We start from the raw sequence: 24252 nt of genomic DNA on the forward strand, positions 1-24252 counted from the left end.
ACGGCATACCCTCGAAAGCGAGCCTGAGCATTCGCTGGAACAGTGGATTGGATGTAAAACGAATGAATCCAGATGGCTGGCCCCGTTGAAAGAGAGGATGACTCTGCATTGAGGGTCTTGAGACTTCATCTTTTTCGCGAGTTCGACAACTCACTCCGGGGCATGACTACGTCGCTGATCGAGAGATCCGGGAGAGAGCGTTTTTCCCCTTCTGAGTGCGTTCACAGTTCTAAACCGATGACAAGGGCCAGGCTAGCTATCTGATTTTGCATGAGAACGGTCACGAGACAAAGGGCATGAGGAAATTGCCAATACAGCCCCTGCTCTGAATTCGTATGGACGAAAGATTAGCGAGCGAACTGATGTCTGAAATCGGCCTGCGTGGGGAGGTTCTCTGAGCATATTTTGTGATTTATCATGAGATGCTTATCTGGCACAAAAGACGACTGAGGGCAAACCAAGTGACTGAGTAGTCAGCATTTCGGACAAGTGGCATCCCGTAGCTCCCAGGGAAAGAGGGTTATAGGTAATTTCCCGAGCGGTAGGTTTCCCCTACAATTCGTTAAGTTAAAAGGCTTGACATCCCTAATCTTAGAACCTAAATTTGCCTTACGGTAACGTACACGTAACAGTTAGAGAGAGTGCGTGAGAAGAGATGGACCGGATGATTCTGCGACGTAAAAAGGGTGAACTCGAAGGTATGGGAAGCGTATTGAAGGAGGAAAAGAAAGGTATTGCCCAGCTGGAGCTGCCTCTGGCTCCGACATCAGAATCCGGGCCGGTGAAGGTCTGGGAAGAGTGCGTCACAATGCGGACCTATGCACCTGCCCGTCCGGATCGCAATCCTCTCTTCCTTGAAAAGCGCGTCTATCAGGGCAGCAGCGGTCGTGTCTATCCGCTGCCCGTGATCGACTACATCGAAACCGAAGCTCGTGAACAAGTCTGGAAGGCAGTGCATCTTGAGAACGAGTTCCTCCGCATCATGGTCATGCCGGAGATCGGCGGTCGCGTTCACGTCGGTCTTGACAAGCGAAATGGCTATGACTTCTTCTACCGGCAGAACGTGATCAAGCCCGCGCTGGTCGGCCTTGCCGGCCCCTGGATCTCGGGTGGCGTCGAGTTTAACTGGCCTCAGCACCACCGTCCGGCAACGTTTATGCCGGTCGAGGTTGCCATCGAGCGCGAACCTGACGGCACCGTCATCGTATGGTGCAGCGACCACGATCCGATGGCCCGGATGAAAGGAATGCACGGCCTCTGCCTGCGTCCGGGCAAAGCGTATCTTGAAGTGCGCGTGCGTCTCTACAACCGCACGCAGGACACTCAGACCTTCTTGTGGTGGGCGAATGTAGCGACGCGCGTCCACGAACAATATCAATCTTTCTTTCCACACGATGTGCGGTTTGCAGCCGACCACGCCAAGCGCGCAGTCACGGAATACCCGCTCAGCCACGGCGTCTATTACGGCATTGATTACGGAGAGCGTGCTCGGAATGGCGTCCCCGAGTCTGAAAAGCCCCGACACTTTGTTCCTGATGGTTCGTACCCACCCAACGATCTGGGCTGGTATGCGAACATTCCGGTGCCGACCAGCTATATGATCGTCGATTCGAGCGGCGATTTTTTTGGTGGCTACGATCACAAAAAAGACGCGGGCACCGTTGCTATTTCAAACCACTTTATTGCTCCCGGCAAAAAACAGTGGACCTGGGGCAATCACGATTTTGGCTATGCCTGGGACCGCAACCTGACAGATGAAGATGGGCCTTATGTCGAGTTGATGTCTGGCGTCTACACCGACAATCAGCCAGATTTTTCATTTCTCGCGCCGGGTGAAACGAAGACCTTCAGTCAGTTCTGGTATCCGATAAGCGAGATTGGCGTGCCGGATCTCGCCAACCTCGATGCGGCGCTGCGTGTCGAGCCGACTGAATCCGGTGTTCGACTACACCTGCAGGCGACCGGGGCTTTTCCCGGCAGTGTGGTGACGGTCAGCCTGGGTGGCAGAGAGATTGGCTGTTGGCATGGCGATCTGGAGGCTGAAAAGCCGCTGCACGAGGACTTCTCCACCGATGGAGCTACCGATGATCTCATAGTAGTCGTAGGGCAAAGCAACCAGATGCTGCTGCGATATGCTCCCGCTGAGATTACGCCAGCGAAGCCTCCCGTTGTTGCGACAGAACCACCTCTGCCCGCGGATGTCGCCAGCAGTGATGAGCTCTATCTGAATGGCCTGCACCTGGAGCAGTATCGTCACCCCACGCGCTCTCCCGAAGGCTACTGGCTTGAAGTTTTGCGTCGCGATCCGGGCGACAGCCGTTGTAACCATGCACTCGGACGCTGGCATTTGCGACGTGGCGAGTTCATCGAAGCGGAAAAATATCTGCGCGCCAGCATCGCGCGACTTACGGTGAGAAATCCAAATCCATACGATGGCGAACCGTTTTACAACCTTGGATTAGCGCTGCTCTACCAGCGACGCGTGGATGAAGCCTATGCTGCGTTCTTCAAGAGCACATGGAATGCTGCCTGGCGAGGACCCGGTTACCATCGGCTCGCAGAGATCGACTGCCGCCGTAGCATGTGGGCCGCAGCGCTTGACCATATCAACCGCTCGCTCCTCGCCGATGCCGATAACCTGAATGCACGGAATCTCAAGACGGTCGTCCTGCGAAAACTGGAGCGCACGGACGAGGCTGAGGCACTTCTCGATGAAACACGCGCTCTCGATCAACTGGACATCTTTGGCTATTGGTTTGCGACAGACACGCTGCCTGCAGACGGGCAACAGCGGATCGATCTTGCCCTTGATCTGGTGCGGATGGGACTGCTCGAAGAAGCCTTGCAGGTACTCGCTCCTCTACAGGCTGAGGCTCATGATGGCACCGCAGCACTGCTCCGCTACGCGCGTGCCTTCGTTCTGGGCGAGCTTGGCTTCGAACATGAGAGCAGCGCGGCCTATCACGAGGCGTCTCTCGCGAATCCCGACTATGTTTTCCCGAGCCGGCTTGAAGAGCTGGTTCTGCTCGAAAGTGCCATCCGGGCGAACCCAGCTGACGCGCGCGCGCCGTACTATCTTGGAAATCTTCTGTATGACCGTCGCCGCCACGAGGAGGCGATCTCGATGTGGGAGCGGGCTGCGCAACTCGATCCCAATTTGCCGACTGCATGGCGAAATCTCGGGTTTGGCTACTACAACGTGCTGCGTGACACGGGGCGAGCTCTAAAGGCGTTTGAAAAAGCACGCTCCCTGGCACCGCGGGATGCTCGCATCCTCTACGAGCAGGACCAGTTGCTGAAGCGGACTGGCGAGGATCCTGCTCGACGACTGGCGACGCTTGAATTGCACAAAGAGCTGGTCGAGAAACGCGACGATCTTTCAGTAGAACTGATTTCGCTTTACATCAGCGCAGGATTCCCGGAGGAAGCGTTGCGCCTGCTGCTGGCTCGCCATTTTCAGCCGTGGGAGGGCGGCGAAGGTATGGTGCTGTCGCAGTATGTGCGTGCCAATGTACTGCTTGCGCAACGCGCGCTCACACAAAATGACGCGCGCGCTGCCATCGACTATCTGCATGCGGCTTCCAATCCTCCTCACAGCCTCAGTGAAGCCAGGCATCTGCTCATGAACTTGAGCATGATCGACTACTGGCTGGGCATCGCGTACTCCGCAAACGGTGACAACGAGAAAGCTTCGGTGCACTGGCAAAAGGCCGCCGCTCAGAAAGGGGACTTTCAGCAGATGCAGGTGCAGGCAGTCTCCGAGACGACATACTGGAGTGCGATGGCTCTGCGCAAACTGGGCCGCGAGAGCGAAGCAGACGCTCTGTTTCGAGAGATTCTCGACCATGCTGCTGCGCTTGAAAAGCAAACACCAAAGATCGACTATTTCGCAACATCACTGCCTGCCATGCTGCTGTTTGAAGAAGACCTGAACGAGCGGCAGGTGATTACAGCGCTTTTTCTACGCGCGCAGGCGTTGCTTGGCCTTGGAAAAAAAGCAGAAGGCATCGCGCTTCTACATCGGGTTCAGCAGAAAGACTCTAGCCACACAGGCGCAGTCGATATGCTTAATGCATTCACGGAATAGCATGCAGGGAATCCACGTAGCAGGCGACACATCGCCAACCTCGATTGCAGCCAAGACCACTGCCTATGTATGGGGAATCGCGATTGTCGCAGCTCTGGGGGGATTGCTCTTTGGCTATGACTGGGTGGTGATTGGCGGTGCGCGCCAGTTCTACGAGGTCTATTTTCGCCTCACCTCCGCAGCGCTTGTGGGATGGGCCAATAGCTGCGCGCTTGTTGGTTGCCTGATCGGTTCACTAGCCGCCGGATATTTCGCCGATCGCTATGGGCGTCGCCCAATTCTGCTTATTGCCGCTGTCCTATTCACGGTCTCTTCCATCTTCACCGGCTGGGCATGGTCTTTTTCCGCCTTCATCTTCTGCCGAATCGCGGGCGGGATTGCTATTGGGCTCGCCTCGAATGTGTCCCCGCTCTATATTGCGGAAATCAGTCCTGCGGCGATGCGAGGCCGTCTCGTAAGCCTCAACCAGTTTGCGATCGTCGTGGGGATTCTGCTGGCACAGATCGCAAACTGGCGCATTGCGCAGCCTGTTCCTTCCACGCTTACATCCGACTTGATCTGGCATAGCTGGAATGTGCAATATGGCTGGCGCTGGATGTTTACGGCAGTAGCTGTGCCAGCAGTTGTCTTTATTTTTGCTTCACTCTTCATTCCAGAGAGTCCCCGATGGCTGCTAACGCGCGGCCGCAGTTCAGAAGCAGAGAATGTGCTGCGACGGATCGGTGGCGATGCTTATGCCGAGCAAGAAGTCAAAGGCATCAGGGTGGCGGTTGCCGCCGAGGCTGCAATGGAGCGCTCCTCATGGCGGGAGTTACTCCGCCCCTCGATCCGCCGTATTGTTCTGGTTGGCATAGCACTGGCAGTGCTCCAGCAGTGGACCGGCATCAACACGCTCTTCAACTATGCGGCCGAGGTCTACCGCCGCGCGGGTTATGGAGCCAATGACATTTTTCTCAACATCGTCATTACAGGCGCCATCAACCTGATTTTCACGGTGGCGGCGATGATGCTTGTCGATCGCGTAGGGCGTCGCGGGCTTATGCTTTTCGGCTGCGTGGGCATTGGCCTCTCACATCTTTTGTGTTCTTTCGCCTATCACGCCGGATGGCGCGGGAGCGCCGTACTGGTGCTTACGCTGAGTGCAATTGCGTGCTATGCCCTCACGCTCGCACCTGTCACGTGGGTATTGATCGCAGAGATTTTCCCGAACCGAGTGCGCTCGCAGGGAGTTTCAGCAGCGGTCAGCGCATTGTGGATTGCATCCTTTGTGCTTACCTATAGCTTTCCCATACTGAATGAACATCTCGGTACCACCGGCATTTTTCTAATTTATGGCTTGATCTGCCTCAGCGGCTGGATTCTGGTCGTAGCATGCGTCCCGGAAACAAAAGGGCGAACGCTCGAAGAGATCGCTTCCGGTATAACGAGAAAGTGATTTAGCACCCCCACAGTTAACGTTAACGAATTCAATGAATTACTTTTTGTTTAGAATTAAAATGTGAGCGATGTTGACAGATCGTGTTCGTACACGATTATATATAACCCGCGTCGAAAAACTCTTGAAGCGAAGACTTCTGATGACACCGACGCTCTTTCGTCCTTCAGTCCTGCCGGACTTTCCCCCTTCCTGCCAAAACCGGCGCTTAGATCGCATGCGCGTTGCCGTTGCAAGCTCATGCTGTCATGCGCCCGAAGAGCAACAGAGTCACAAAACGACGATTTGGAGCGGCAAAAGAATGAAACTTAAGGCGAGAATTTACGCAGGCTCGACGCTAATACAGAGGCACGCAATCACTCTTTTCTCTCAGCTACGTGCAGCGGCGCTCACTGCTTTCGTGATCGGCGCTGCGGCAGCGCATGCCCAAGCGAACAATGTGGGACAGAAACCGTATCTTGGGTGGAGCACGTTCAGCGAGCAGACCATCAATGGAAGCTTCCTGACGCAGGCAAACATCCAGGCTCAATCCGATGCCATGAAATCCTCAGGCATGCAGGATCACGGCTTCAACTATATCAATATTGATTCCGGCTGGATGGGAAGCTTTGACAGCAACGGACGTCCCATTCCGAACACGGGCACCTTTCCCGATATCAAAGCGCTGATCGACCACATCCACGCCAACGGACAAAAGGCCGGCATCTACTGGATTCCCGGTATCGAGCAGCCTGCTGTCGACGGCAACTATCCGATTCTTGGTACGCAGTATCACACACAGGACATCGTCACCATTCCGCTGGCGCAGGGAAATGCTTTTGCGGGCGCCCCGCCAAATCCTTATCACGACAAGATCGACTTCACGAAACCCGGCGCACAGGAATACATCAATTCGGTGGTCGCGCTCTTCGCCTCGTGGGGCGTGGACTTCATCAAACTCGATGGCGTTGCACCCGGCTCCTACAGCGACAGCCTGTCCATCGATGACCGGCCGGATGTTGCCGCGTGGTCCAAAGCGATCGCCGCGAGCGGACGCCCTATCTGGCTGACAATCTCCTGGGCAATCGATCAGGACTATCTCGGAGACTTCCGGCCTTATCAGAATGCGCGTCGTATCGAAGATGACATTGAATGCGAAGGGCGGTGCGGCACACTCACCGACTGGCAGCGCATCTATCAGCGCTTTCGCGATCTGCCGGGCTGGCAGAATGACGCCAGTCCGACGCAGGGTTGGAATGATCTTGATTCACTCGACATTGGAGATGGGTCGCTCGATGGGTTGACGAACGATGAGAAGAGAACCGCCATCTCGCTCTGGGCCATGGCGAATGCCCCCATGTATCTCGGCGGCGATCTGACTAAGCTCGACAGCTTTGGCAAGCAGCTTGTCAGCAACGACGAGATGATTGCTGTCGACCAGTCGGGCAAGCCCGCAAAGCAAGTGCTTGGAGGCGAACAGCCGGTATGGGTATCAAGCCAGGGCAACAACACTTACTACGTTGCGCTCTTTAATCTGAACGCGACGCCGGCGATCATCCACCTTCCATGGAACCTGCTCGGCGTCAACGGAGCTCTGCAGGTGCGTGATCTATGGAACCACCAGAATCTCGGGCCGTCCGTTCTGCCTTTCACCACCGTATTGAAGGGGCACGATGTGCGTCTGCTGAAGGTCGTCACGTATGGCAAGGCAGCGCCTACGTCTTCGACCAGTTATGAGGCAGAATCAGCTACGCTGGGCGGCTCTGCTGTCATCGCTGACTGCGCAGCATGTTCAGGCGGAGAGAAGGTGGGTGGCCTGGGCCTGGGTGCAAACAACACTGTTACGTTCAACAATGTTTACGTCGCGCGCGCCGGAGTTTACCTGATGCAGGTCGATTCCATGACGCAGGGATTGCGGTCGTATCTTTACAGTGTGAACGGAGGGCCTTTCCAGACGCTCAATTCGGGCGGTGGCAGCTTCTTTCTTCCCGCCAGCACAACGATTCCCGTGCGCCTGCAAAAAGGCATGAACTCCATTCAGTTCGGCAGCCCGGTCAGCTATCCACCCGATCTTGACCGCATCGTCATCAGCGGAAATGGAGATGCGCCGGAGCCTTCGTTCCGGGTATACGAAGCGGAGGTCGCCACTCTAAGCGGCAACGCGAGCGGCGGATTCAGCAACTACTCTTCAGGACTCGCCAAGGCTGGAAACATTGGAGGCGGAGCGGGCAATGCAGTTACCTTCTCGAATGTAACGGCGCCGTCTGCTGGAACGTATCTGCTCGAAGTAGACTATGCGACCAGCGGGCCGCGTTCATTCTTCCTCACCATCAACAACGGGACAGCGAATGAACTGGATTTGAATGGCAGTACATTCGACGAGCCTACTTATATCGTTCTTCGCGTCCACCTGAACGCAGGCACGAATACGCTGCGCTTCGACAACGCAACCGGCTATGCGCCTGATCTTGATCGCATCGTCGTAGCCCCAACGGTTCTGGGTGATCTGATGGGAGAAATCCTGCACTAGCTGGATAAAATGCGAGGAGGCACGACAGTTCGGGCCTCCTCGCGAAATTAGCCGGCAACTGTCTGAAAGCTGCTAGGAGACAGCCGTGCCGTCCGGCCGGCTTGCAGGTGAATTGTTGTCGTGCGCTCGCCGTAGCGAACAGGGACACTGCCGCCTATGCGGCTCAAAATGGATGCGCCGCGCAGGCGGCCGTTGCCCCACTGCAGGCTGACTTCGTAACCGCCGCGTGCACACAAGCCACGCACTGATCCTTCCGGCCATGCCGTGGGCAACGCAGGCAGCAGCACGATCTCACCGTCCTGCGACTGCAGCAGCATTTCGGCCATCGCAGCAGCGCCTGCTGTATTGCCATCGATGGCAAAGATGTTCTGGTCGGCTCCGGCCACGCCGCTGCTTGAGAACGTCAGCAAATTGTCATCGGCCGCACGGGCCACAAGCCCCGTCAACGCATCGAGTGCTGCGTCGCCTTTCAGCAGACGCGCATAGTATGCTGCAAGGTTAGCGCGGCCCCATTCGCTTTGTTCCCAATTGGGAGCGTGAATGCGCCGATCGAGAGTGACTTCGGCCGCCCGCGCCAGCTCTGGTGTCCGCCGCGGCGATATCTCACTTAAGGGATACAAAGCTACCAGATGCGATGTGTGCCTGTGATTCGGCGAGGCATCCTCAAAATCTTCCAGCCATTCCTGCAGTCGGCCATGGCGTCCGATCTGAAATGGCGGCACCTTCGCCCGCGCCTCCATCAACTGTTCCCAGAAATCCGCATCGACATTCAGCGTTTCTGACGACTGGATGCACATGGAGTACAGCGCATACACAAAGGCGCGATCGCAGGTGTTTCCCATCGATTCGGCAGCCTGGTCGCCTGATGGCGTCTTGTACCAGTTTTCAGGGGAGTCGGATGGTCCTGTCACCAGCCATCCATGCTTGGGTTCGGGCACCATGTACGCAAGAAAAAACTCCGCCGCCTCTCGCAATACCGGATAGACGCTGGCGCGCAGGAACGCCTCGTCGGGATTGAAGGTGTAATGTTGCCAGAGTTGCAGCGCAATCCAGACGCCCGCGGTTACGTAAAGCCCCCACCCAGTTCCCCAGCCCGGCGCCGTATAGCCCCAGGCATTTGTCACCGTGTGAGTTACCCATCCGGGAGCCCCGTACATCTCGCGCGCGGTTGTCCGGCCGCTCACGCGAAGCCCCTCGATCAACTTGAAGAGGGGCGTCTGGCACTCGCCTAGATTGCACACCTCGGCAGCCCAGTAATTTTGCTGTGTATTGATATCTAAATGGAAATCGTCAGTCCAGCCCATACTGCTGGCGAGGCCGTCGTTCCAAATTCCCTGCAACGCAAGCGGCAGGGGTGAGTCCGCTCTCGATCCGGCAATGGTCAAGTAGCGTCCATATTGAAAGAAGAGGGCCAGCAATTCAGGATCCGTTGAGCCAGCTGCCATTTGACTGCGCCTTTCGTCCGTCGGCTTCATTCGCAGAGAAGCATCGGTCTTCCCCAGGTCCAGCGCAACACGGCTGTAAAGCTGTGCGTGGTCAGCGATGTGGGCCTTCCGCAATTGTGCGTACGACTTTTGCGCTGCTGTTTGCAGTGCGCGTGTGCAGATTTCGTCAGGCCGCTTCCCGCCGAAGCTGGTCGCGATCGCGACCAGTATTGTCACGCTGTCGGCGGCTTCCACATGAAGAGACGAGTCCCCGGAGCGAATGCTGCCGCCGTCCGGAATCGCCTGGACATGTATCTGGAAGCTAACACCGTCGCGACCCGTACTGTGCATGGTCTCGAATGCTTTTCCTTCGAGTACGAGAACATTTCTCCCCATGCTTTTGATGGAATGCGGTAGCTTTGTTGCGCGAAATCCCAGATCGAAGCTTATTTTCGCAGCTTTGCTGCATCCTAAGCGCAGAGCGATCACGTCATCCGGATGCGAGGCAATGACCTCGCGCGTAAAAACGGCCTCACCGCTGCGGTAGCTCACCTGTGCCGTAGCTTCTTCAAGGTTCAGCGACCGGCGATAGTTGTCTGCCCGTCCCGAATGCTCGAAAGATAGAGTCAACTCAGGCAGCGGGAGATTTGTGCCGAAGTTCTTTGGGTGCGCGAGAAGATATTTTTCGCAGAGAGAGCGGGCCTCGACATATTTCCCCGCAAAGAGCAACTCACGAATCTCCTGCAGATGCGGCAGGGCACCGGGGTTCACAACGCCGGTTTCAGGCGCGCCAGACCACGCGGTGGATTCGGAAAGTGCAATTCGCTCCAGCTCGACGCCGCCGAAGATCATCGCTCCCATGCGGCCGTTTCCGATAGGCAATGCCTCCAGCCAACGCTCCGCCGGCTTGCGATACCAAAGCTCGTCGCAGCGTTTCTCGTCGGGCTGAAATGCGAATCCCGGCAAGGATTGGAGAGTTGCAGCGGCTGCACTGCACTTGAGGAAATTACGCCTGCTCGTTGGCATCTATGCTCCGTAAAACAGCAAATCTAATCTCGTTCGCAAAAACCATTTTGAGTGAGACAATCGAGTAAACATTATCTGCGCATATAAGGTAAAGCCATGCAGAACACGGCGGGAAACGCCGGAATCAAAGATATCGCCAAGGCACTGAAGGTCTCGATTGGCACCGTGGATCGCGCGCTGCATGGCCGCCCCGGCGTGAGCGAGAAGACGAAGGCTCGCGTTTTGCAGATGGCCAAGCGCCTTGGCTACAAGCCCAATCTCGCCGCGCAGGCTCTCAAGTTGAATCGGCGAGTCTCGATCGGTGTTGTCCTGCCGAAACACATCTCGCATTTCTTCGATCCGCTGCGTGCCGGTATTCGCGATGCAGCGGCTGCGACCGTGGGTACGATGGTGAACCTTGAATTTCATGAATTCCCGCGCCTTGGGGCCGGAGACGGGGAAGCTATCGAGCAGGCCTTGCAGCGGAATTACGATGGAATAATTTTTCTCCCAGGTGACACACGCAAGTTCGATCTTATGGTTCGTAAGATCACGCGCAGCGGTACCGCCGTCATGTGCGTTGGCACAGAAGTGCCCAGTACAGATCGCATCGGCTCGGTCGCGACACATGCCTATATAAGCGGCTCGATTGCTGCCGAACTGCTTGCTCTCAAGCTTCCTCATAAGGCGAATGTCGCTATCTTCTCCGGAGAACTGTTCAACCTCGACCACGCTGAAAAGCTGCGGGGCTTTGCCGCAACTCTCGCTGTCCAGGCTCCCCATCTGACATTGCTCCCTGCACTTGAGAGCCATGAGCGCCCTGAGGAGGCTTATCGACAGGCACTCACCGTCATGCAGGGTTCGGACCGTCCGGAAGGCCTGTATGTAAGCACTGCAAATAGCATGCCCGTGTTGCGGGCACTCGACGAGCTTGGGCTTCTCGGCAAGGTGCAGGTCATCACGACAGACCTTTTTCACGAGCTTGTCCCCTTCCTCGAGTTTGGCAAAGTGCTGGCAACGATGTACCAGCGTCCCTACACGCAGGGCAAGGTCGCATTCGAGGGCCTGCTTGCGTATCTTCGCAGGGAAGCCGTGCCTCAGCGGGTCGTTCGTCTGGCTCCTCATGTTATTTTTCGCAGCAATCTTTCCATCTTCTCGAACCAGATCATCGAGACAGACGAGGAACTGGACATTGCGCTGTTGGAGGCTTGAGTAGGCTCCTCAATGCTTCTGCGCTGGAATAAACCGAATCGCGCATCCACCGCCCTGTGCAAGCTGCAACGTCAGTGTTTGTCCTTTCCGCACGGTCTGCTTGCGGATCGTCACGTGTTTCGGGTTACTGTCGGCGTTGGCCCCATCTTCGTAAATCTCAGCGGTATAACTTCCTTCGCCTAGAAAACTGAGTGGCACCGACAACTTTCGCGACTCCCAATTTGTCATGCTGCCCAGATACCATTCGTCTCCGCTCTGCCGGGCCATCGTAATGTATTCTCCTGGAACTCCATTCAGCACGTGCGTGCTGTCCCAGGAAACCGGCACGTCCTTAATGAATTGAAATGCGGGCTGACCAGCATACATCTGCGGGCTGTCGGAAACCATCTGAATCGGCGTTTGAAAAATCACATACAGCGCAAGCTGCTGCGCGCGCGTCCCCATCACCATGGGGCTTGTATTCTGCGCTACGAAGCCGTCTTCCGTCGCATTGTTGAAACCGCCGGGAGTGTAGTCCATCGGCCCCGCCAGCAGTCGCGTGAATGTGAAGACTGCGCGGTCCACGGGGCTGTCGCGCCGTCCGACTTTGTTGTTTTCCATGCCAAGGACGCCTTCATAGCTCAGCACATTGGGATAGGTGCGCTCAAGACCCCACGGCGTTCGCGTCCCGTGAAAATCTACCATCAGATGATGTTCTGCAGCGTCGCGCGCAACATCGTAATAAAACTGCACACCCTGCTGGTCGTCGCGATTCACAAAGTCGATCTTTACGCCGGCGACCCCCCATTTTTCAAATAGCGGAAATGCTTCCTTCATCTGGTCCATCACCGATTCGGAATAGCACCAGATCCACACCTTTACATTTTTCATTGCGGCATAGCGGACAAGTTCCGGAATGTCGATCTTGCCGTTCATCCGCGTAATATCGCGCCCCGTCGCCCAGCCTGCATCGAGCATCATGTAGGGGAAGCCGGACTCTGACGCAAAGTCCACGTAGTACTTCATATTGTCGGTCGTGTAGGCCGAGTTGCCATTCTTGTCGATATCGTTCACCCACCAGTTCCACGAAGCCTTCCCGGCATGAATCCAGCTTGTATCCTGTACGCGGCTTGGCGGGCTCAGGTCGTAGACGAGCGTAGACTCAACCAGCCTTCCCGGATCATCGGCAATGGCAAGCACTCGCCATGCGGAGTGATGTGGAAGCGTTCCCAGGACGGCGTATTCGGGCCGATCAAAGCGCGGCGCGAGCTTCGACACGAACCAGTGGCCCGCCCAGTTTCCCGATGGATTGCTGACATACATTGAGCTATTGCCTTCGATATCTGCTTCCATCAACGACATCCAGGCGGCGCCGGGCTCGTGCATCAATAGCGGCAGGCCGATCAAAAAGTTGCTGGAAACGCCTCCCTGATTGCTCAATGCCGACGTAGGCAGCTTGACGTATTCGCTCTCATAGCTGCTGCGATAGTTCGGCAATGCCAGCAACCAGTCGGTCGCGTCGGTCGTTAATCGAAACTCAGTGTTCTCCTGTCTTAACTGTAGTTCTTTCACTGAGCCCTGCTCGGGGAGTACGTAACGAAACGCAATGCCGGCGTTATAAGCCCGTGCTTCGATATCCATCCGTCGATGCCGACTGCCATCCTCAACCACATGCACGGTTAGACTGTTATAGGCATCATGTACTTTGCTCACCTTCTGGTATTGCATCGTGTAGTCATCGACGCCCTGTCCTGTGTCGGCGCCGGTAATCTTCACATCGGAGCCGAGGGCCTGCTGGTCGCCCAGTTCGAGCGACAGGCCTGATTCAGAGAGCACAGGCTTGCCGTGAAAATCGACGGAATAGACCAACTTGCCGCCACCGCTCTCTGTGCTCTTCTGCGGCTGCGTCCCAAAGTGAACAACAATCTGCCCATCAGGGGACGCGAGCTTTACGGGAACAGTTTGCGAAAAACAGGAAGCGAAAGAAACCATTGCAGTGCAAGTAAGAAGAGGAGTGCAAACCTTCAACATAGTCGAATTGCCTCAGATTGCGGAATTGAAACAGGATTGGCGTGTTGCCGAGTAAAAGCAAATTTGCGAGCTACTAGAAGCGCAGCTCGCAAATGATTTGCAGAACAACTAGAAAATATACTTCAGTGACAGCTGGAAGAACCGGGCATCAGGCGTATTGTTCTGGAAGAACTTCGGCCCGGAGATCAGGCCTCCATTCGCATTCATTGACCCGTTTGGAGTTCCCAGCGTTGGGTGATTCAGCAGATTGAAGGCGTCTGCGCGGAATTGCAGGTTCTGCTCACGCCAGGTGGGGAATGTCTTGAAAAGCGACATATTCACCTGGTAGTAGCCGGGACCATAGACATTGTTCTGCACGCTGCCGAGTAGATCAATCGCTGTGGCTTTGTCGACGACGGGGGCCGAGAAAAGAACCGGAACACCATCCGGGTTTGTCGAACCAACTGGATGCTGATCATCGGCAATCGTTTCACCTGGCAATGGATTGCGGAACGCACAAGGATTGATGTAGTTCAATTTTGTCTTCACCGTGCCCGGGCAGGAAGTGAGGCTTGGATTGGTTGGATCCGGTGTGCCGCCTCCGCTGTATGGATCTCTGACGGGGTAGGCGCGCGCGCCGCCATTCGCTGCTGTAGAGATATTTGGGGAGACCGTAAACGGTGTGCCGGTTTGCGCTGCCCACGTCAGACTTGTGGACCATCCTCCGATCGTCTCATCGGCCCAGCGGGAATTGTTCATGAAGGCCTTGCCATGACCGAAAGGCAGCTCATAGTTTCCATTGATCGTGAAGCGGCTGCGGATATCGAAAACTGAATTCGTCAGCTCATCGATAAACGGGATCAGCGTCTGGTTTCGCGTGCCGATCGCTGTAAAGAGACCACCGGCATCGCTGGCGTCATCGAGGGCGTGCGACCAGGTGTACGTCGCCAGGAACGTTAATCCATGCGAGTAGCGCTTCTCCAGCTTGGCCTGCAGCGAGTTATATGTACTCACCCCAGCGAAGTGGAGTTGGCCAACCCCGCCGAGATCCGGAAATGGATTGAATGGGTTGGTGTTTGTGCCGGGCCGCCACAGTCCCGGTGCGGTGTTGACGGCATTGTACAGCTCCATGTGGCGGGTAACGTTGCCGACATAGCTGATAGTTGCTACGGTGTTCGGGGAAATCGCCTGCTGTACCCCGAGGCTGTAGTTCATCGTGTAAGGCGTTTTGACTTCCGGATCAGTTGCATGGAAACCAGGTTGAGAGACGAAGGTCTGCAGGCCTGCACCAATCGACGGAACTAATCCAGCTTGTAATGTAATGCCCTGCGAAGCCAGCGATGGGCAATTTCCGGTGGCGCAGGTAGGAGCGAAAAACTGCGCCTGGTTGGAATAGGGGAAATTTGCTCCCAGGTTTCCATTGCCTTCTGACTGCAGGCCGCCATAGAAGATGCCAAAGCCGCCACGAACGACCGTGCTCGGTTGTGCCTGGTAGGCAAAGCCGATGCGAGGAGCGAAGTTGGTCTTCTGCGACGTCACCAGACGGTCATTGTCGACATACTGTACCGAAACATTGTCCTTTGCCAGGATGTTGAGGAATGGTGTGCCGAGGTCGACATTCTGTTGGCTCTTTGGCAACTGGTACACGCCGGATCCGGTGCCAATTCCGAGCGGTCCAGTGGCGACAAAGTTGGCCTGCTGTCCTCCATTCTCTTTGTAAGGCTGGAAGTAGTCATAACGGACGCCCAGGTTCAGCGTCAGCTTTGGTGTTACCTTCCAGTCGTCCTGCACATAGGCTGAGTCATACCACTGGGCATCGTTCACGTTGGGCGACTGCGAAATCGTCGCATAATTTTCCTGATCTACCAGCATGTCAGCTACGGCCGAGCCAGTATTGGCCACACCAGGCAAGCCGGTAAACTGACCGTTCCAGTGATACTGGCCGAGGTCTGCAGGAGCATAGATGTAATAAAAGCGAACGGCCTGAAACGAGACGCCGAACTTTAGTGCGTGGTTCCCCCAGATCTTCGAAACGTTGTCCAGGATCTGGTAAACATTCTGCGATTCTCTGCTGATACCAACCGAACCCCACTGTTGTATGGTGCCGTTGACATAGCCCGACGGCAGACCAAACTGTCCGGGCTTGAGATTCGCCGGTTGCGGGCCCAATCCCAGCGAAGAAGCAGCGTTAGGGTTGAAGGCATTCGGCTGCTGGAAGTTGAAGACGCCCCAGTTGTAGCCGAAGCGGAATTCGTTGGTGAGATTGGGGCTAAAAATGTGAGTCTCGCTGCCCATGAAGTTCATGGCGAGGTTGGTATCGTACTGACCGCCATACCCGCTGCCGTCAAGCAGTGGACCCAGCGGCAGACCGTTTGTCTTAATCTCATGCAGGTAGCTGTAGCGTGCATAAGTCTGGTCTTTCGCGCTGATGTTCCAGTCCAGACGCTGGTCCCACTGGATAATGTTGTCGGTGTTTCCGAGGTTGACGAGGTAATTGTTGTAGAGCTTGCCGTTGTTTGTGTTCGGTGCTGGATACAAGTTGAGAATGTTGGAAGCGACTCCGTTGATCTGGTTGGCGCACAACACGTTCTGCTGCCCATTGCACGTCAGCGGCTGGGCGGGATTGGCGGAGTTTGGCTGATAGAGCACAGTTGGTGCTCCCACACCGGTCAAGTCGCCATTCAGCAACTCAGAGAAGTTGCCCTGCTTTTCCAGTGCCGAAGGCACATTAATCGGCGTCGGGTTGCTGATGGAAATGCGATTGGCCTCGATATCGCCAAAATAGAAGAGCTTGTTCTTCAAAATTGGAAACCCGAGCGTAGCACCGAATTGGTTCTGGTGATACGGCGGAGTCTTTGCGTCGGGTCCAGCATTCCAGTTGATCGCGTCAAGGTTGGTGTTTCGAAAGTATTCCCAAACATCTCCATGAATCTGGTTTGTTCCTGACTTGATGCTGGCATTCATCACGCCGCCAGCCGAGTGGCCGAATTCTGCGCTGAAGTTGCTGGTCTGAAGGCTGAACTCGGAAAGCGCGTCAGGCGGAGGCCGCATTACGTAGCTCGATCCGTTCAGGAAGTCGACAAGATTGGTGTTGTTGTCCACACCGTCGAGAATGAAGTTGTTCTGCTCTGCACGCTGGCCATTGGCTACAAAATCGCCGCTGCCACTGCCGCGGGTATTTCCAAAGGGAGGCGCGACACCTGCGGTGAGCTGCGCGATATACACCCAGTTTCGTCCATTCAAAGGTGTATTGTTGATCACCTCTGTGCTGATGACCTGTCCTACGGCGCCATTTTGCGTCTCCAACAGAGGCGCCGCGCTTGAAACAGTTATGGTCTGGGATACCGCTCCGGGTTGCAGCCGCAGGTTTACGCTGACACGCGCTTGAGCGTCTACGTGAAGGTTCTCACGGGTCACCGTCTGAAAGCCTTCTGCTGTGGCCGTCACCGTGTAATTCCCAATCTTAAGCGGCTGAAAGACGTATGTGCCGCTTGAGTTCGTTTTTACCTGCAGCGCCAAGCCAGTGTCGATGTTCGTTACCGTAACCTGAGCGCCAGGCACCACGGCTCCGCTCTGATCCTGAACAATTCCTATAATGGCGCCCTGATCGACCTGTGCAAAGCAGCTCGTGCCGGTCATGAAAGACAGGAGCGAGAGTAGCATTAACCTTACCCAGCCAAGAAGACGTCTGGCTGCACTGGATTCGTGTTTGAACATGATCATTATTGCCTCGCAATGAAATCGGCTTGAAGTCAAGGGCTCTTTTGTGGACCGGTCCCTTACAATTGATGTAGATAGTCAGCCGCACAATACGTACGCGGCTGAACCACCCTGGTTCTACTTCCACCTAATGCGCCGCAAGCTTTGCCTGGCCTGGATCCATTTGATTGGGGTCGACTGTCAATCAAAGCCCACGATTGTGTACGTTAACGGTGAAAGGTAAGCGCTTACATGAACGTTTGTCAAGTGAGCATTGGAAGTTGAAACAGCCTTACGCCCGGTGACGCTCGACGAAGTGTTAGATGAAGAGTCAGCAGCCGCGCTTCAATATGGCTCTTAGCGGATTTGCAGCTTTGGGGTCTTACGCTTGCCGCCATCGGTACAAACAAAATCTCCCGCTCGCGCAACACAAGTATCCGGCGTAAGCAGAAGCCGTTGCACGTCGCGAATAGGCTCAAGGTCTTTTCCCACGACGTGGACCTTTGTGTCCGGCATGCGTGAAAGAATTTCAAATGGCCCAGTGAAGTCAATCTGATCCATCTGTGGGAAGATCAGGCAGCCGACAGAGAGCGGAAAACGTCGAAATCTGTGTACTGGGCCTTTCGCCGACAAACATCGGAAACTCATTCGAGTTCATCTCTCTTCGGCATGAATCGGAAACATGCATTCCACGCGCAGTTCCTGTGCAGTGATGCACTGGTGTGCCGACCGTGGTGATCAGCGAGAAGTAAGAGAAGCGCTCATCGTGGGGACGGTCTTTGTCGTGTCGCTGCTGCTGCGTGGCATGGGACAGGGCGCAATCGGAGTGCCGTCACTCTCGGCCGCATACAGCGGCTTGCCCAAGCAGGAGCTGCCCATGGCAACGACCACGCTGAACATCGTGCAGCGGCTGGGCGGTCCTACCGTGACGACGCTGATGGCGGCATTTCTGGCGTGGAGGATGCACTTCGCCGTCTTGGCCGGCGGGATGTCCAGCGCCTTCACGCTCTCGTTCTTAGTGCTCGCCGTCCTGCATTTGCTCCTGCTCGTCTCAACCTTACGGCTGCCGAGAGTGCTGCCCAAGGCACCGGAAGTGACCTGCGCATAGAAACCTTGCCCGAGTTACCTGTCCGAGTGGACCAGTCGGTGAGGGGATGCTGTCCTCCTATCCGTTCCGACGCTGGACTCCGGCAGATTTTTCCGGGCGCCGCTGACCGGCACGAAGAAAGTCTTAGTTTCTGAAATGGTCGAAAACCTTGCATGGGCAGCCCATTTCGTCGATGCGGATGTGGCGATTCGTATCGGGCGCCGAGGCGGCTTTCGATTAAACCTTAGCCGACGAAGCGCTCGGCTGCGCTGTTCTGGGCTTTCCCGGAAGAACCAATTCGCTGTCCAGAAGATATTGATGAAGCGAATCCAGCGACCCTGGTGGATGCAGATTGTCGGCGCTGACCATTCCATCAGTCTCTTTCCAACTCCATCCGACAAGCCCGGCTGCCGCCGCTCGCCTCCGCAGCTCCTCCGCCGGCATCGGATAAACCGTCACCCTGACATTCTGCGTAAAGATCCGGGCCAAACCTTCAAGCAGCGAGCCCGGCAGGTCCTTGTATCTGTCTTGCAAAACACGCACGTGCACTGTGAGTCCGATCGCAAAGTGAATTCGCAACTTCGTGTATCGATTCGCAAACGCACTCATCGTATACAGTTCCTGCGCGCGAAACAGCATCACCCCGTAGCCCAGCCGTTGCAGCTCCTCGACATGTTCCAGAATTTCTTTCACCGATGCTTGCTGGCCCGGAGCACTGATGCCCTCGACCGATAGACAGAACAACCCCAAGCCGCCTTTACTCTCCTTGAGTTCCTCCTCAGGCAGTTGCGCCACCGTGTCTTCGATGAGGTCCGCATGAAGGTCGCACACGTTGTCGAACCTTCCCGGCGCCAGCACGAGCGCTCGCTTATAGAGCAGTTCGTTGGAAGGCGCCAGTTCATCGCCTGCTGGAAACGCTACAGCTTCGGCATATCCGCCCACAACCAGAAGTGCATGAGCTTCGTCCCGCTTCCAGTCAGCGAAGGCCGGGCCGCTCCATTCCACGTAGTCGATCTCTACTCGCTCCAGCCCTAGTTCCTCGAACACACTTTGAAGAAATTTCTCTGCCGGCCCTGAGACAAAGTATGCCGCATAAATCAGGTTTACTCCCAGAATGCCTACCGCTTCCTGTTGTTGTACGTTACTGGGGTCCAGCAAGTTGATGTGCAGGAAGATGTCGCTCGGTGGCCCGCCCGGCTGTTGCATAAAGCGCAGTCCCACCCAACCGTGACAGTCGTTTGTTCCCGCATAATTCCGCGCAGAGATCGTGTCGACAAAAGAGAAAAACTTGGTGTGGTCTCCGCGAGTGGCCTGTAGCTGCGACAACAATTGCTGCCACTCGTTATCGAGCATGGCGTGCAATCGCGGCTTGGAGACATAGCGTGTCCCGGCCCCGTAAAGGTCATCACTGACCTCTTTGTCGTAAGCCGAAATCGTTTTGGCTACTGTGCCGGAGGCAGCGCCGACGCGCAGGAACCAGCGCGCCACCTCCTGCCCCGCACCGATTTCAGCAAACGAGCCAAAGGTTGTTGGATCGAGGTTGACCGAAAGAGCTTTGTGATGAGCGTCGTATCTCTCGTGTTCAGGCATAGCCGATCTACCGTCCCAAGCTTGACTCTACCACCACCCTGGAATGCGTCATTGTGCAGAGTTTCACGATCTCAACTCCATCGTCTAAAGGCCACTTCAGGCGACCTGGTGCCTCTCTTCTGTAGTAGAGCTTCCTAGGCCTCAACGCAATGATTGGCTATCTGGATGGCGGTTCCAACTTAAAACTCGATCGGCCATCGCAGAGACCTCGGATGTTAACGTCTGCAAAAGTGCAGTCGCATCAGTTTGCCGTGAAAGGTTCGCACTCTGCCCGGCCCAAAGCTGAAGGAGTTCCGGGTTCCGGTTCTCCTCGGCAAGGGTGACAAGATTTCTCACGAGAAAGCGCTGCAGTGGATATGGGAGGATCTCAACCCCTGGGCGATTGAGTTCTTCGAGCAATTGATTCTGGACTCCGCGGGCAAGCCTTCCAGTAAAGCCTTTGGTCAATCCCGTTCTGCCGGCCTTCCCAGTGAGGATCGCGTTGCGATGAAGCGCGCTCGCACCTGATTCGTCGCAAGCTAGAAAAGCTGTGCCGATCTGCACTCCTTCGGCCCCCAAAGCAAAAGCCGCAACGATCCCGCGCGCATCGGCGATACCTCCGGCGGCAATCACGGGAACCGAAACGGCATCTGCAACCTGGGGCACGAGTGAAAACGTTCCGGTGAGTGATTCTTCAGCGGGAAACAGAAATGAACCGCGATGGCCGCCTGCTTCAAAGCCTGACGCGACAATAATGTCGACATCCGCCTGCTCCAGAACGATGGCCTCGTCCGGTGTCGTCGCGGTTCCAATCGTCAGGATTTTCTGTGCGCGGCATTCGTCGAGGATCTCTCTCGGTGGAACTCCAACGATGAAGCTGAACACAGGCACTTTTGCATCAAGCAAGACCCGCACCTGATCTTCAAACTTGATCGGGACGTAGGGCTTGAATGTCGGGAGCGTGCCGCCAAGGGCATGGATGTGTCCGGCGAGAGGCGCCAGGCTTCGCGAAAATGCCTCGCTGCCAGAAGAACGAGCGCCTTCGTCTTCCATCGAGACCCACAGGTTGATCGCGAATGGTTTCGAGGTCAGCGCGCGAATTTCATCGATCACGTCTTTGATTGCAGAAGGGGTCAATCCATGCGCCCCGAATGAGCCGAGGCCCCCAAAATTAGATACAGTTGCTGTCAATCGCTGCGTCGAGAGGCCACCGAGAGGGCCCTGAATAATTGGGTACTCGATCCCAATACGGGAGGAAAACCGAGTCTTATTCCATTGCGATGACGAATTGGTAGACTGCTGTTTCATCGTTACCCTTCTAAAGCAGTAGGCAGAGGCCCTTTGCCTCTGCCTGCCGGTTACCCTGTGACTTCGAAGATGACTTTGAGTTCTACGGGTATCCTGAATCTTTTCGATGCCAAAAACATCTCGAAACAGATCTGAGACAGCATCTGCGACCTTGGGCCGGTCAAGAAAGTCTCCTGACTGGTCACAATGACTGTCTTTTTACCTGCCTGCTGCCCTCTCGTGGGAGCCTCAGAGATTCCAGCTCCCGCGATTGCTAATCAATGTGAGGCCTGAAGTAAGCTTATTGCTTGTCCTTACACAGTAGAAGACTCGTGTAACCTGTTAATGATTCTTAAAAAGTTACATCTAAAATCTGAATTGCCAGCATCTCAGACAGGTGTGTCTATGGTTATCTGATCGGGCAAAAGTGCATCGACGCATATAACGCACTCCGACTGGCTGCGGGAACAAGTTCAAGTTCGAGCAATTAGATCTCGACCCTACGACGAGGCGCAGACCCAACTCATTCTATCGCTTAGTGCGGCTGGCGAGTTCGAGGCCTAGTTCAGCTTGCCTGCGAATTGCTCGGAGTGTTCATAAACCGAATCAACTACCGAGATCGCTTGGCGCGCGCTCGAAATGCCGCTACCTTGGCACGATTGCCGCGGAACTGTGGGCTGCACCAGCGTCTCCGCTGAGACTTAGTACGGTCGTAAAACCGCAGTACGCATTGTTCGCCTTCGCAATGACGGACGAGGTCAAAGTCCGCATGCGACAGCAGTTCTGTTACGGACTCAGCAACAGGCGCCAGATATTCCTCAACCGTCTTCTGGCGGTATACGCGCTCCAGACGAAATTCTATTCGCGACTTTGCTTTTAGAATGCAATGACTGACTAAGTGCCCAAGAAAATCATTAAGTTCTTCCAGTGGAATAGTCTTTTTTGATTTTCTCGCTTCGACAGCATTACGCGCGATCTCTCTCAGATTACGTGCTTTTCGAAGTAGAGCGCCATCTGGCCATGTTGTCGATGATGGAGTATCGCGGAATCCCTCACGAATAGTCCACACCGCTACGTCATCACATCCGTTTGCCACGTGTCGATCAGTTCACTACCTTTCATCCGGAGAGTATTGATGAAATTGATGGCTGGATGATCGCCCACGAAATCGAGCGGAGAAGAAACATAATCGGCCTGTGATGCTCGTGTCTTCACTGGCAGATCCTTTTAAGACGGTAAACTTCTTGCATCCGTATAAAGGCAAAAAGCCCCTTTCATAGTAACCATAAATAGAGATTATGAAGGTTACTACGAATCACCGAATCTTTGCCCGAGCTTTCCTGATCTGAGGTTCAATAGACTCTTAGGATAGTCGTAAGCAAGAGGAGTGTAATGATGACTTCACCACCGGCTAAAAACGGCACACCTTCTCACATGTCAACATGGCCCCAGTATCCTTTTTTGTATGAAATCAACACGTGGGTCTGGCTCACTGAATTGAGTGAGAAATATAGAACCATAGTTGACTTGGCATCTGTCCCGTCGTGTGAATGGGATGCGATCGCTGAGTATGGTTTCGATGCAGTGTGGTTGATGGGTGTATGGGAGCGAAGTCCCGCCGGTATTTCAATCGCGAATCGAAATCAGAGCCTGATTGAAGATTTTCAACGAGCGCTTCCTGACTTTAGCAAAGATGACAACGTGGGATCGCCCTACTGTGTGCGGCGTTATGTGGTCGATCAGCATCTCGGAGGCGCCGAAGGCCTAGCAATTGCGCGTGCTGAACTGTCACGGCGGGGACGGAACTTAGTGCTCGATTTTGTGCCCAATCATGTTGCGCCGGACCATCCCTGGGTGAGAGAACATCCAGAGTATTTCATCCGAGGCGATCGTGAAGACGCCAGGAATGATCCATCGTCCTTCATCGATGTGGATGGCAACGTCTTTGCCTGCGGGCGCGATCCCTTCTTCCCGGCGTGGCCGGACGTTCTGCAGTTAAATGCATTTGAGCCAGGTCTGCGGCAAGCTGTGGTTGAAAGTCTCTCAAACATTGCGCAGCAGTGTGATGGCGTGCGTTGCGATATGGCGATGCTCGTAATGAATCCTATCTTCGAGCGTACTTGGACAGGCCGCACCAATCTGCGGCCTGCAACGGAGTATTGGAGAGAAGTGATCCCCGCTGTAAAGGACAGGCACCCCGGATTCCTTTTCATTGCCGAGGCGTATTGGGATTTGGAGTGGGAACTTCAGCAACAAGGATTCGACTTCTGCTACGACAAGAAGCTCTACGATCGGCTCGAACACGGCGACGCAGAGAGCGTTCGGTTGCATCTGTGCGCCGATCCTGCGTATCAAAACAAACTGCTTCGTTTTATCGAGAACCACGACGAGCCGCGCGCTGGCACCACCTTTTCAGCCGCGAAACTTCGATCCGCCATGTTGATCGTTGCCACACTACCAGGAGCAAGGCTCTTCCACGAAGGGCAGTTTGAAGGACGGAAAGTGAGGCCGCCGGTATTTCTGGGAAGACGCCCGGATGAGCCCGCCGATGAGGATTTGCAAACATTCGCCAAAAACCTACTCGATGTAACCGGTCAATCAGTGTTTCGCGAAGGTGAATGGCGTTTGTGTGGACGATCCGGCTGGGTCGATAACCCGAGCTATCAAAACCTCGTTACATGGTGCTGGCTCAAAGATGAAGAAAGATACGTCATCGTAGTCAATTTGAGTGACAAGCCGGCTCAAGCCGAGGTGCAGATTCCATGGTCAGACATCGAAGGCAGGGCATGGAAATTAACGGATCGGCTTTGCGGCGAGGTTCACGAGCGTGACGGGGATCAGATGCAGTCCCCGGGCCTATACGTAGACCTTGGTCCGTGGAACTTCCACTTCTTCGAGCTGACACGATTAGCCTAGAAGTGATCGAAGGTCATTCGATTATGGAGCGAT

General features: G+C 55.3%; 14 protein-coding genes. 6 read left to right on the forward strand and 8 right to left on the reverse strand.

Going from position 1 to position 24252, the window contains the following annotated elements:
- Positions 1 to 664: 664 nt before the first annotated feature.
- From H7849_RS04360 to H7849_RS04370, 3 genes are all read left to right on the forward strand, one after another.
- On the forward strand, positions 665 to 4087 hold the full coding sequence (locus H7849_RS04360; protein WP_251106606.1) for a DUF5107 domain-containing protein: 3423 nt from the start codon (positions 665 to 667) through the stop codon (positions 4085 to 4087).
- 1 nt (position 4088) lies between these two features.
- On the forward strand, positions 4089 to 5522 hold the full coding sequence (locus tag H7849_RS04365; protein WP_186744451.1) for a sugar porter family MFS transporter: 1434 nt from the start codon (positions 4089 to 4091) through the stop codon (positions 5520 to 5522).
- Between the two features lie 301 nt (positions 5523 to 5823).
- Entirely contained in the window at positions 5824 to 8031 is a 2208-nt protein-coding gene (locus tag H7849_RS04370; protein ID WP_186744452.1) for an alpha-galactosidase D, read from the forward strand.
- A 47-nt stretch (positions 8032 to 8078) separates the two neighbouring features.
- On the opposite strand, the gene H7849_RS04375 is transcribed toward H7849_RS04370, so the two are convergent.
- Entirely contained in the window at positions 8079 to 10481 is a 2403-nt protein-coding gene (locus H7849_RS04375) for a glycoside hydrolase family 95 protein (protein WP_186744453.1), read from the reverse strand.
- Between the two features lie 96 nt (positions 10482 to 10577).
- Between H7849_RS04375 and H7849_RS04380 the strand changes: the two genes are divergently transcribed.
- Positions 10578 to 11672 (forward strand): LacI family DNA-binding transcriptional regulator, encoded by a 1095-nt coding sequence (locus H7849_RS04380; protein ID WP_186744454.1) that lies wholly within the window; start codon positions 10578 to 10580, stop codon positions 11670 to 11672.
- Between the two features lie 9 nt (positions 11673 to 11681).
- Here the strand turns inward: H7849_RS04380 and H7849_RS04385 are convergent, their stop codons facing one another.
- The 3 genes from H7849_RS04385 to H7849_RS04395 form a co-directional block, all read right to left on the reverse strand.
- Positions 11682 to 13682: a glycoside hydrolase family 97 protein gene (locus H7849_RS04385; protein WP_186744455.1), complete on the reverse strand. Its 2001-nt coding sequence runs from the start codon at positions 13680 to 13682 to the stop codon at positions 11682 to 11684.
- A 108-nt stretch (positions 13683 to 13790) separates the two neighbouring features.
- Complete coding sequence (locus tag H7849_RS04390) at positions 13791 to 17324, reverse strand: TonB-dependent receptor (protein WP_251106607.1); 3534 nt, start codon at positions 17322 to 17324, stop codon at positions 13791 to 13793.
- 393 nt (positions 17325 to 17717) lie between these two features.
- A complete protein-coding gene (locus H7849_RS04395) occupies positions 17718 to 18008 on the reverse strand; it encodes a type 1 glutamine amidotransferase family protein (RefSeq protein ID WP_186744456.1) in 291 nt (96 codons plus the stop codon).
- 34 nt (positions 18009 to 18042) lie between these two features.
- Between H7849_RS04395 and H7849_RS04400 the strand changes: the two genes are divergently transcribed.
- Positions 18043 to 18468: a hypothetical protein gene (locus tag H7849_RS04400; protein ID WP_186744457.1), complete on the forward strand. Its 426-nt coding sequence runs from the start codon at positions 18043 to 18045 to the stop codon at positions 18466 to 18468.
- 216 nt (positions 18469 to 18684) lie between these two features.
- Here H7849_RS04400 and H7849_RS04405 read toward each other — a convergent pair whose 3' ends face one another.
- From H7849_RS04405 to H7849_RS04420, 4 genes are all read right to left on the reverse strand, one after another.
- The gene (locus H7849_RS04405) at positions 18685 to 20037 is read right to left on the reverse strand and encodes a hypothetical protein (RefSeq protein ID WP_186744458.1); all 1353 of its coding nucleotides are present in this window, start codon (positions 20035 to 20037) and stop codon (positions 18685 to 18687) included.
- Between the two features lie 141 nt (positions 20038 to 20178).
- Entirely contained in the window at positions 20179 to 21324 is a 1146-nt protein-coding gene (locus H7849_RS04410) for an NAD(P)H-dependent flavin oxidoreductase (protein ID WP_186744460.1), read from the reverse strand.
- Positions 21325 to 21913: 589 nt separating this feature from the next.
- On the reverse strand, positions 21914 to 22399 hold the full coding sequence (locus H7849_RS27305; RefSeq protein WP_432756522.1) for a CGNR zinc finger domain-containing protein: 486 nt from the start codon (positions 22397 to 22399) through the stop codon (positions 21914 to 21916).
- Positions 22375 to 22518, reverse strand: coding sequence for a hypothetical protein (locus H7849_RS04420; RefSeq protein ID WP_186744464.1), 144 nt, complete (start codon positions 22516 to 22518; stop codon positions 22375 to 22377). Before H7849_RS04420 ends, H7849_RS27305 begins: the two co-directional genes overlap by 25 nt.
- Before the next feature lie 177 nt (positions 22519 to 22695).
- Here H7849_RS04420 and H7849_RS04425 point away from each other — a divergent pair, with 177 nt between their 5' ends.
- Positions 22696 to 24219 carry an alpha-amylase family glycosyl hydrolase gene (locus H7849_RS04425; protein ID WP_222439763.1) on the forward strand — a complete coding sequence of 508 codons (1524 nt, stop codon included), beginning with the start codon at positions 22696 to 22698 and terminating at the stop codon, positions 24217 to 24219.
- Positions 24220 to 24252 lie beyond the last annotated feature (33 nt).

Source organism: Alloacidobacterium dinghuense (assembly GCF_014274465.1).
Classification (GTDB): Bacteria; Acidobacteriota; Terriglobia; order Terriglobales; family Acidobacteriaceae; genus Alloacidobacterium; species Alloacidobacterium dinghuense.

Excerpts from the sequence above, each read along its gene's own strand:
- H7849_RS04360 (WP_251106606.1), top strand. The coding sequence starts at position 665 with ATGATTCTGCGACGTAAAAAGGGTGAACTCGAAGGTATGGGAAGCGTA.
- H7849_RS04365 (WP_186744451.1), top strand. The coding sequence starts at position 4,089 with ATGCAGGGAATCCACGTAGCAGGCGACACATCGCCAACCTCGATTGCA.
- H7849_RS04370 (WP_186744452.1), top strand. The coding sequence starts at position 5,824 with ATGAAACTTAAGGCGAGAATTTACGCAGGCTCGACGCTAATACAGAGG.
- H7849_RS04375 (WP_186744453.1), bottom strand. The coding sequence starts at position 10,481 with ATGCCAACGAGCAGGCGTAATTTCCTCAAGTGCAGTGCAGCCGCTGCA.
- H7849_RS04380 (WP_186744454.1), top strand. The coding sequence starts at position 10,578 with ATGCAGAACACGGCGGGAAACGCCGGAATCAAAGATATCGCCAAGGCA.
- H7849_RS04385 (WP_186744455.1), bottom strand. The coding sequence starts at position 13,682 with ATGTTGAAGGTTTGCACTCCTCTTCTTACTTGCACTGCAATGGTTTCT.
- H7849_RS04390 (WP_251106607.1), bottom strand. The coding sequence starts at position 17,324 with ATGCTACTCTCGCTCCTGTCTTTCATGACCGGCACGAGCTGCTTTGCA.
- H7849_RS04395 (WP_186744456.1), bottom strand. The coding sequence starts at position 18,008 with ATGAGTTTCCGATGTTTGTCGGCGAAAGGCCCAGTACACAGATTTCGA.
- H7849_RS04400 (WP_186744457.1), top strand. The coding sequence starts at position 18,043 with ATGCATTCCACGCGCAGTTCCTGTGCAGTGATGCACTGGTGTGCCGAC.
- H7849_RS04405 (WP_186744458.1), bottom strand. The coding sequence starts at position 20,037 with ATGCCTGAACACGAGAGATACGACGCTCATCACAAAGCTCTTTCGGTC.
- H7849_RS04410 (WP_186744460.1), bottom strand. The coding sequence starts at position 21,324 with ATGAAACAGCAGTCTACCAATTCGTCATCGCAATGGAATAAGACTCGG.
- H7849_RS04425 (WP_222439763.1), top strand. The coding sequence starts at position 22,696 with ATGATGACTTCACCACCGGCTAAAAACGGCACACCTTCTCACATGTCA.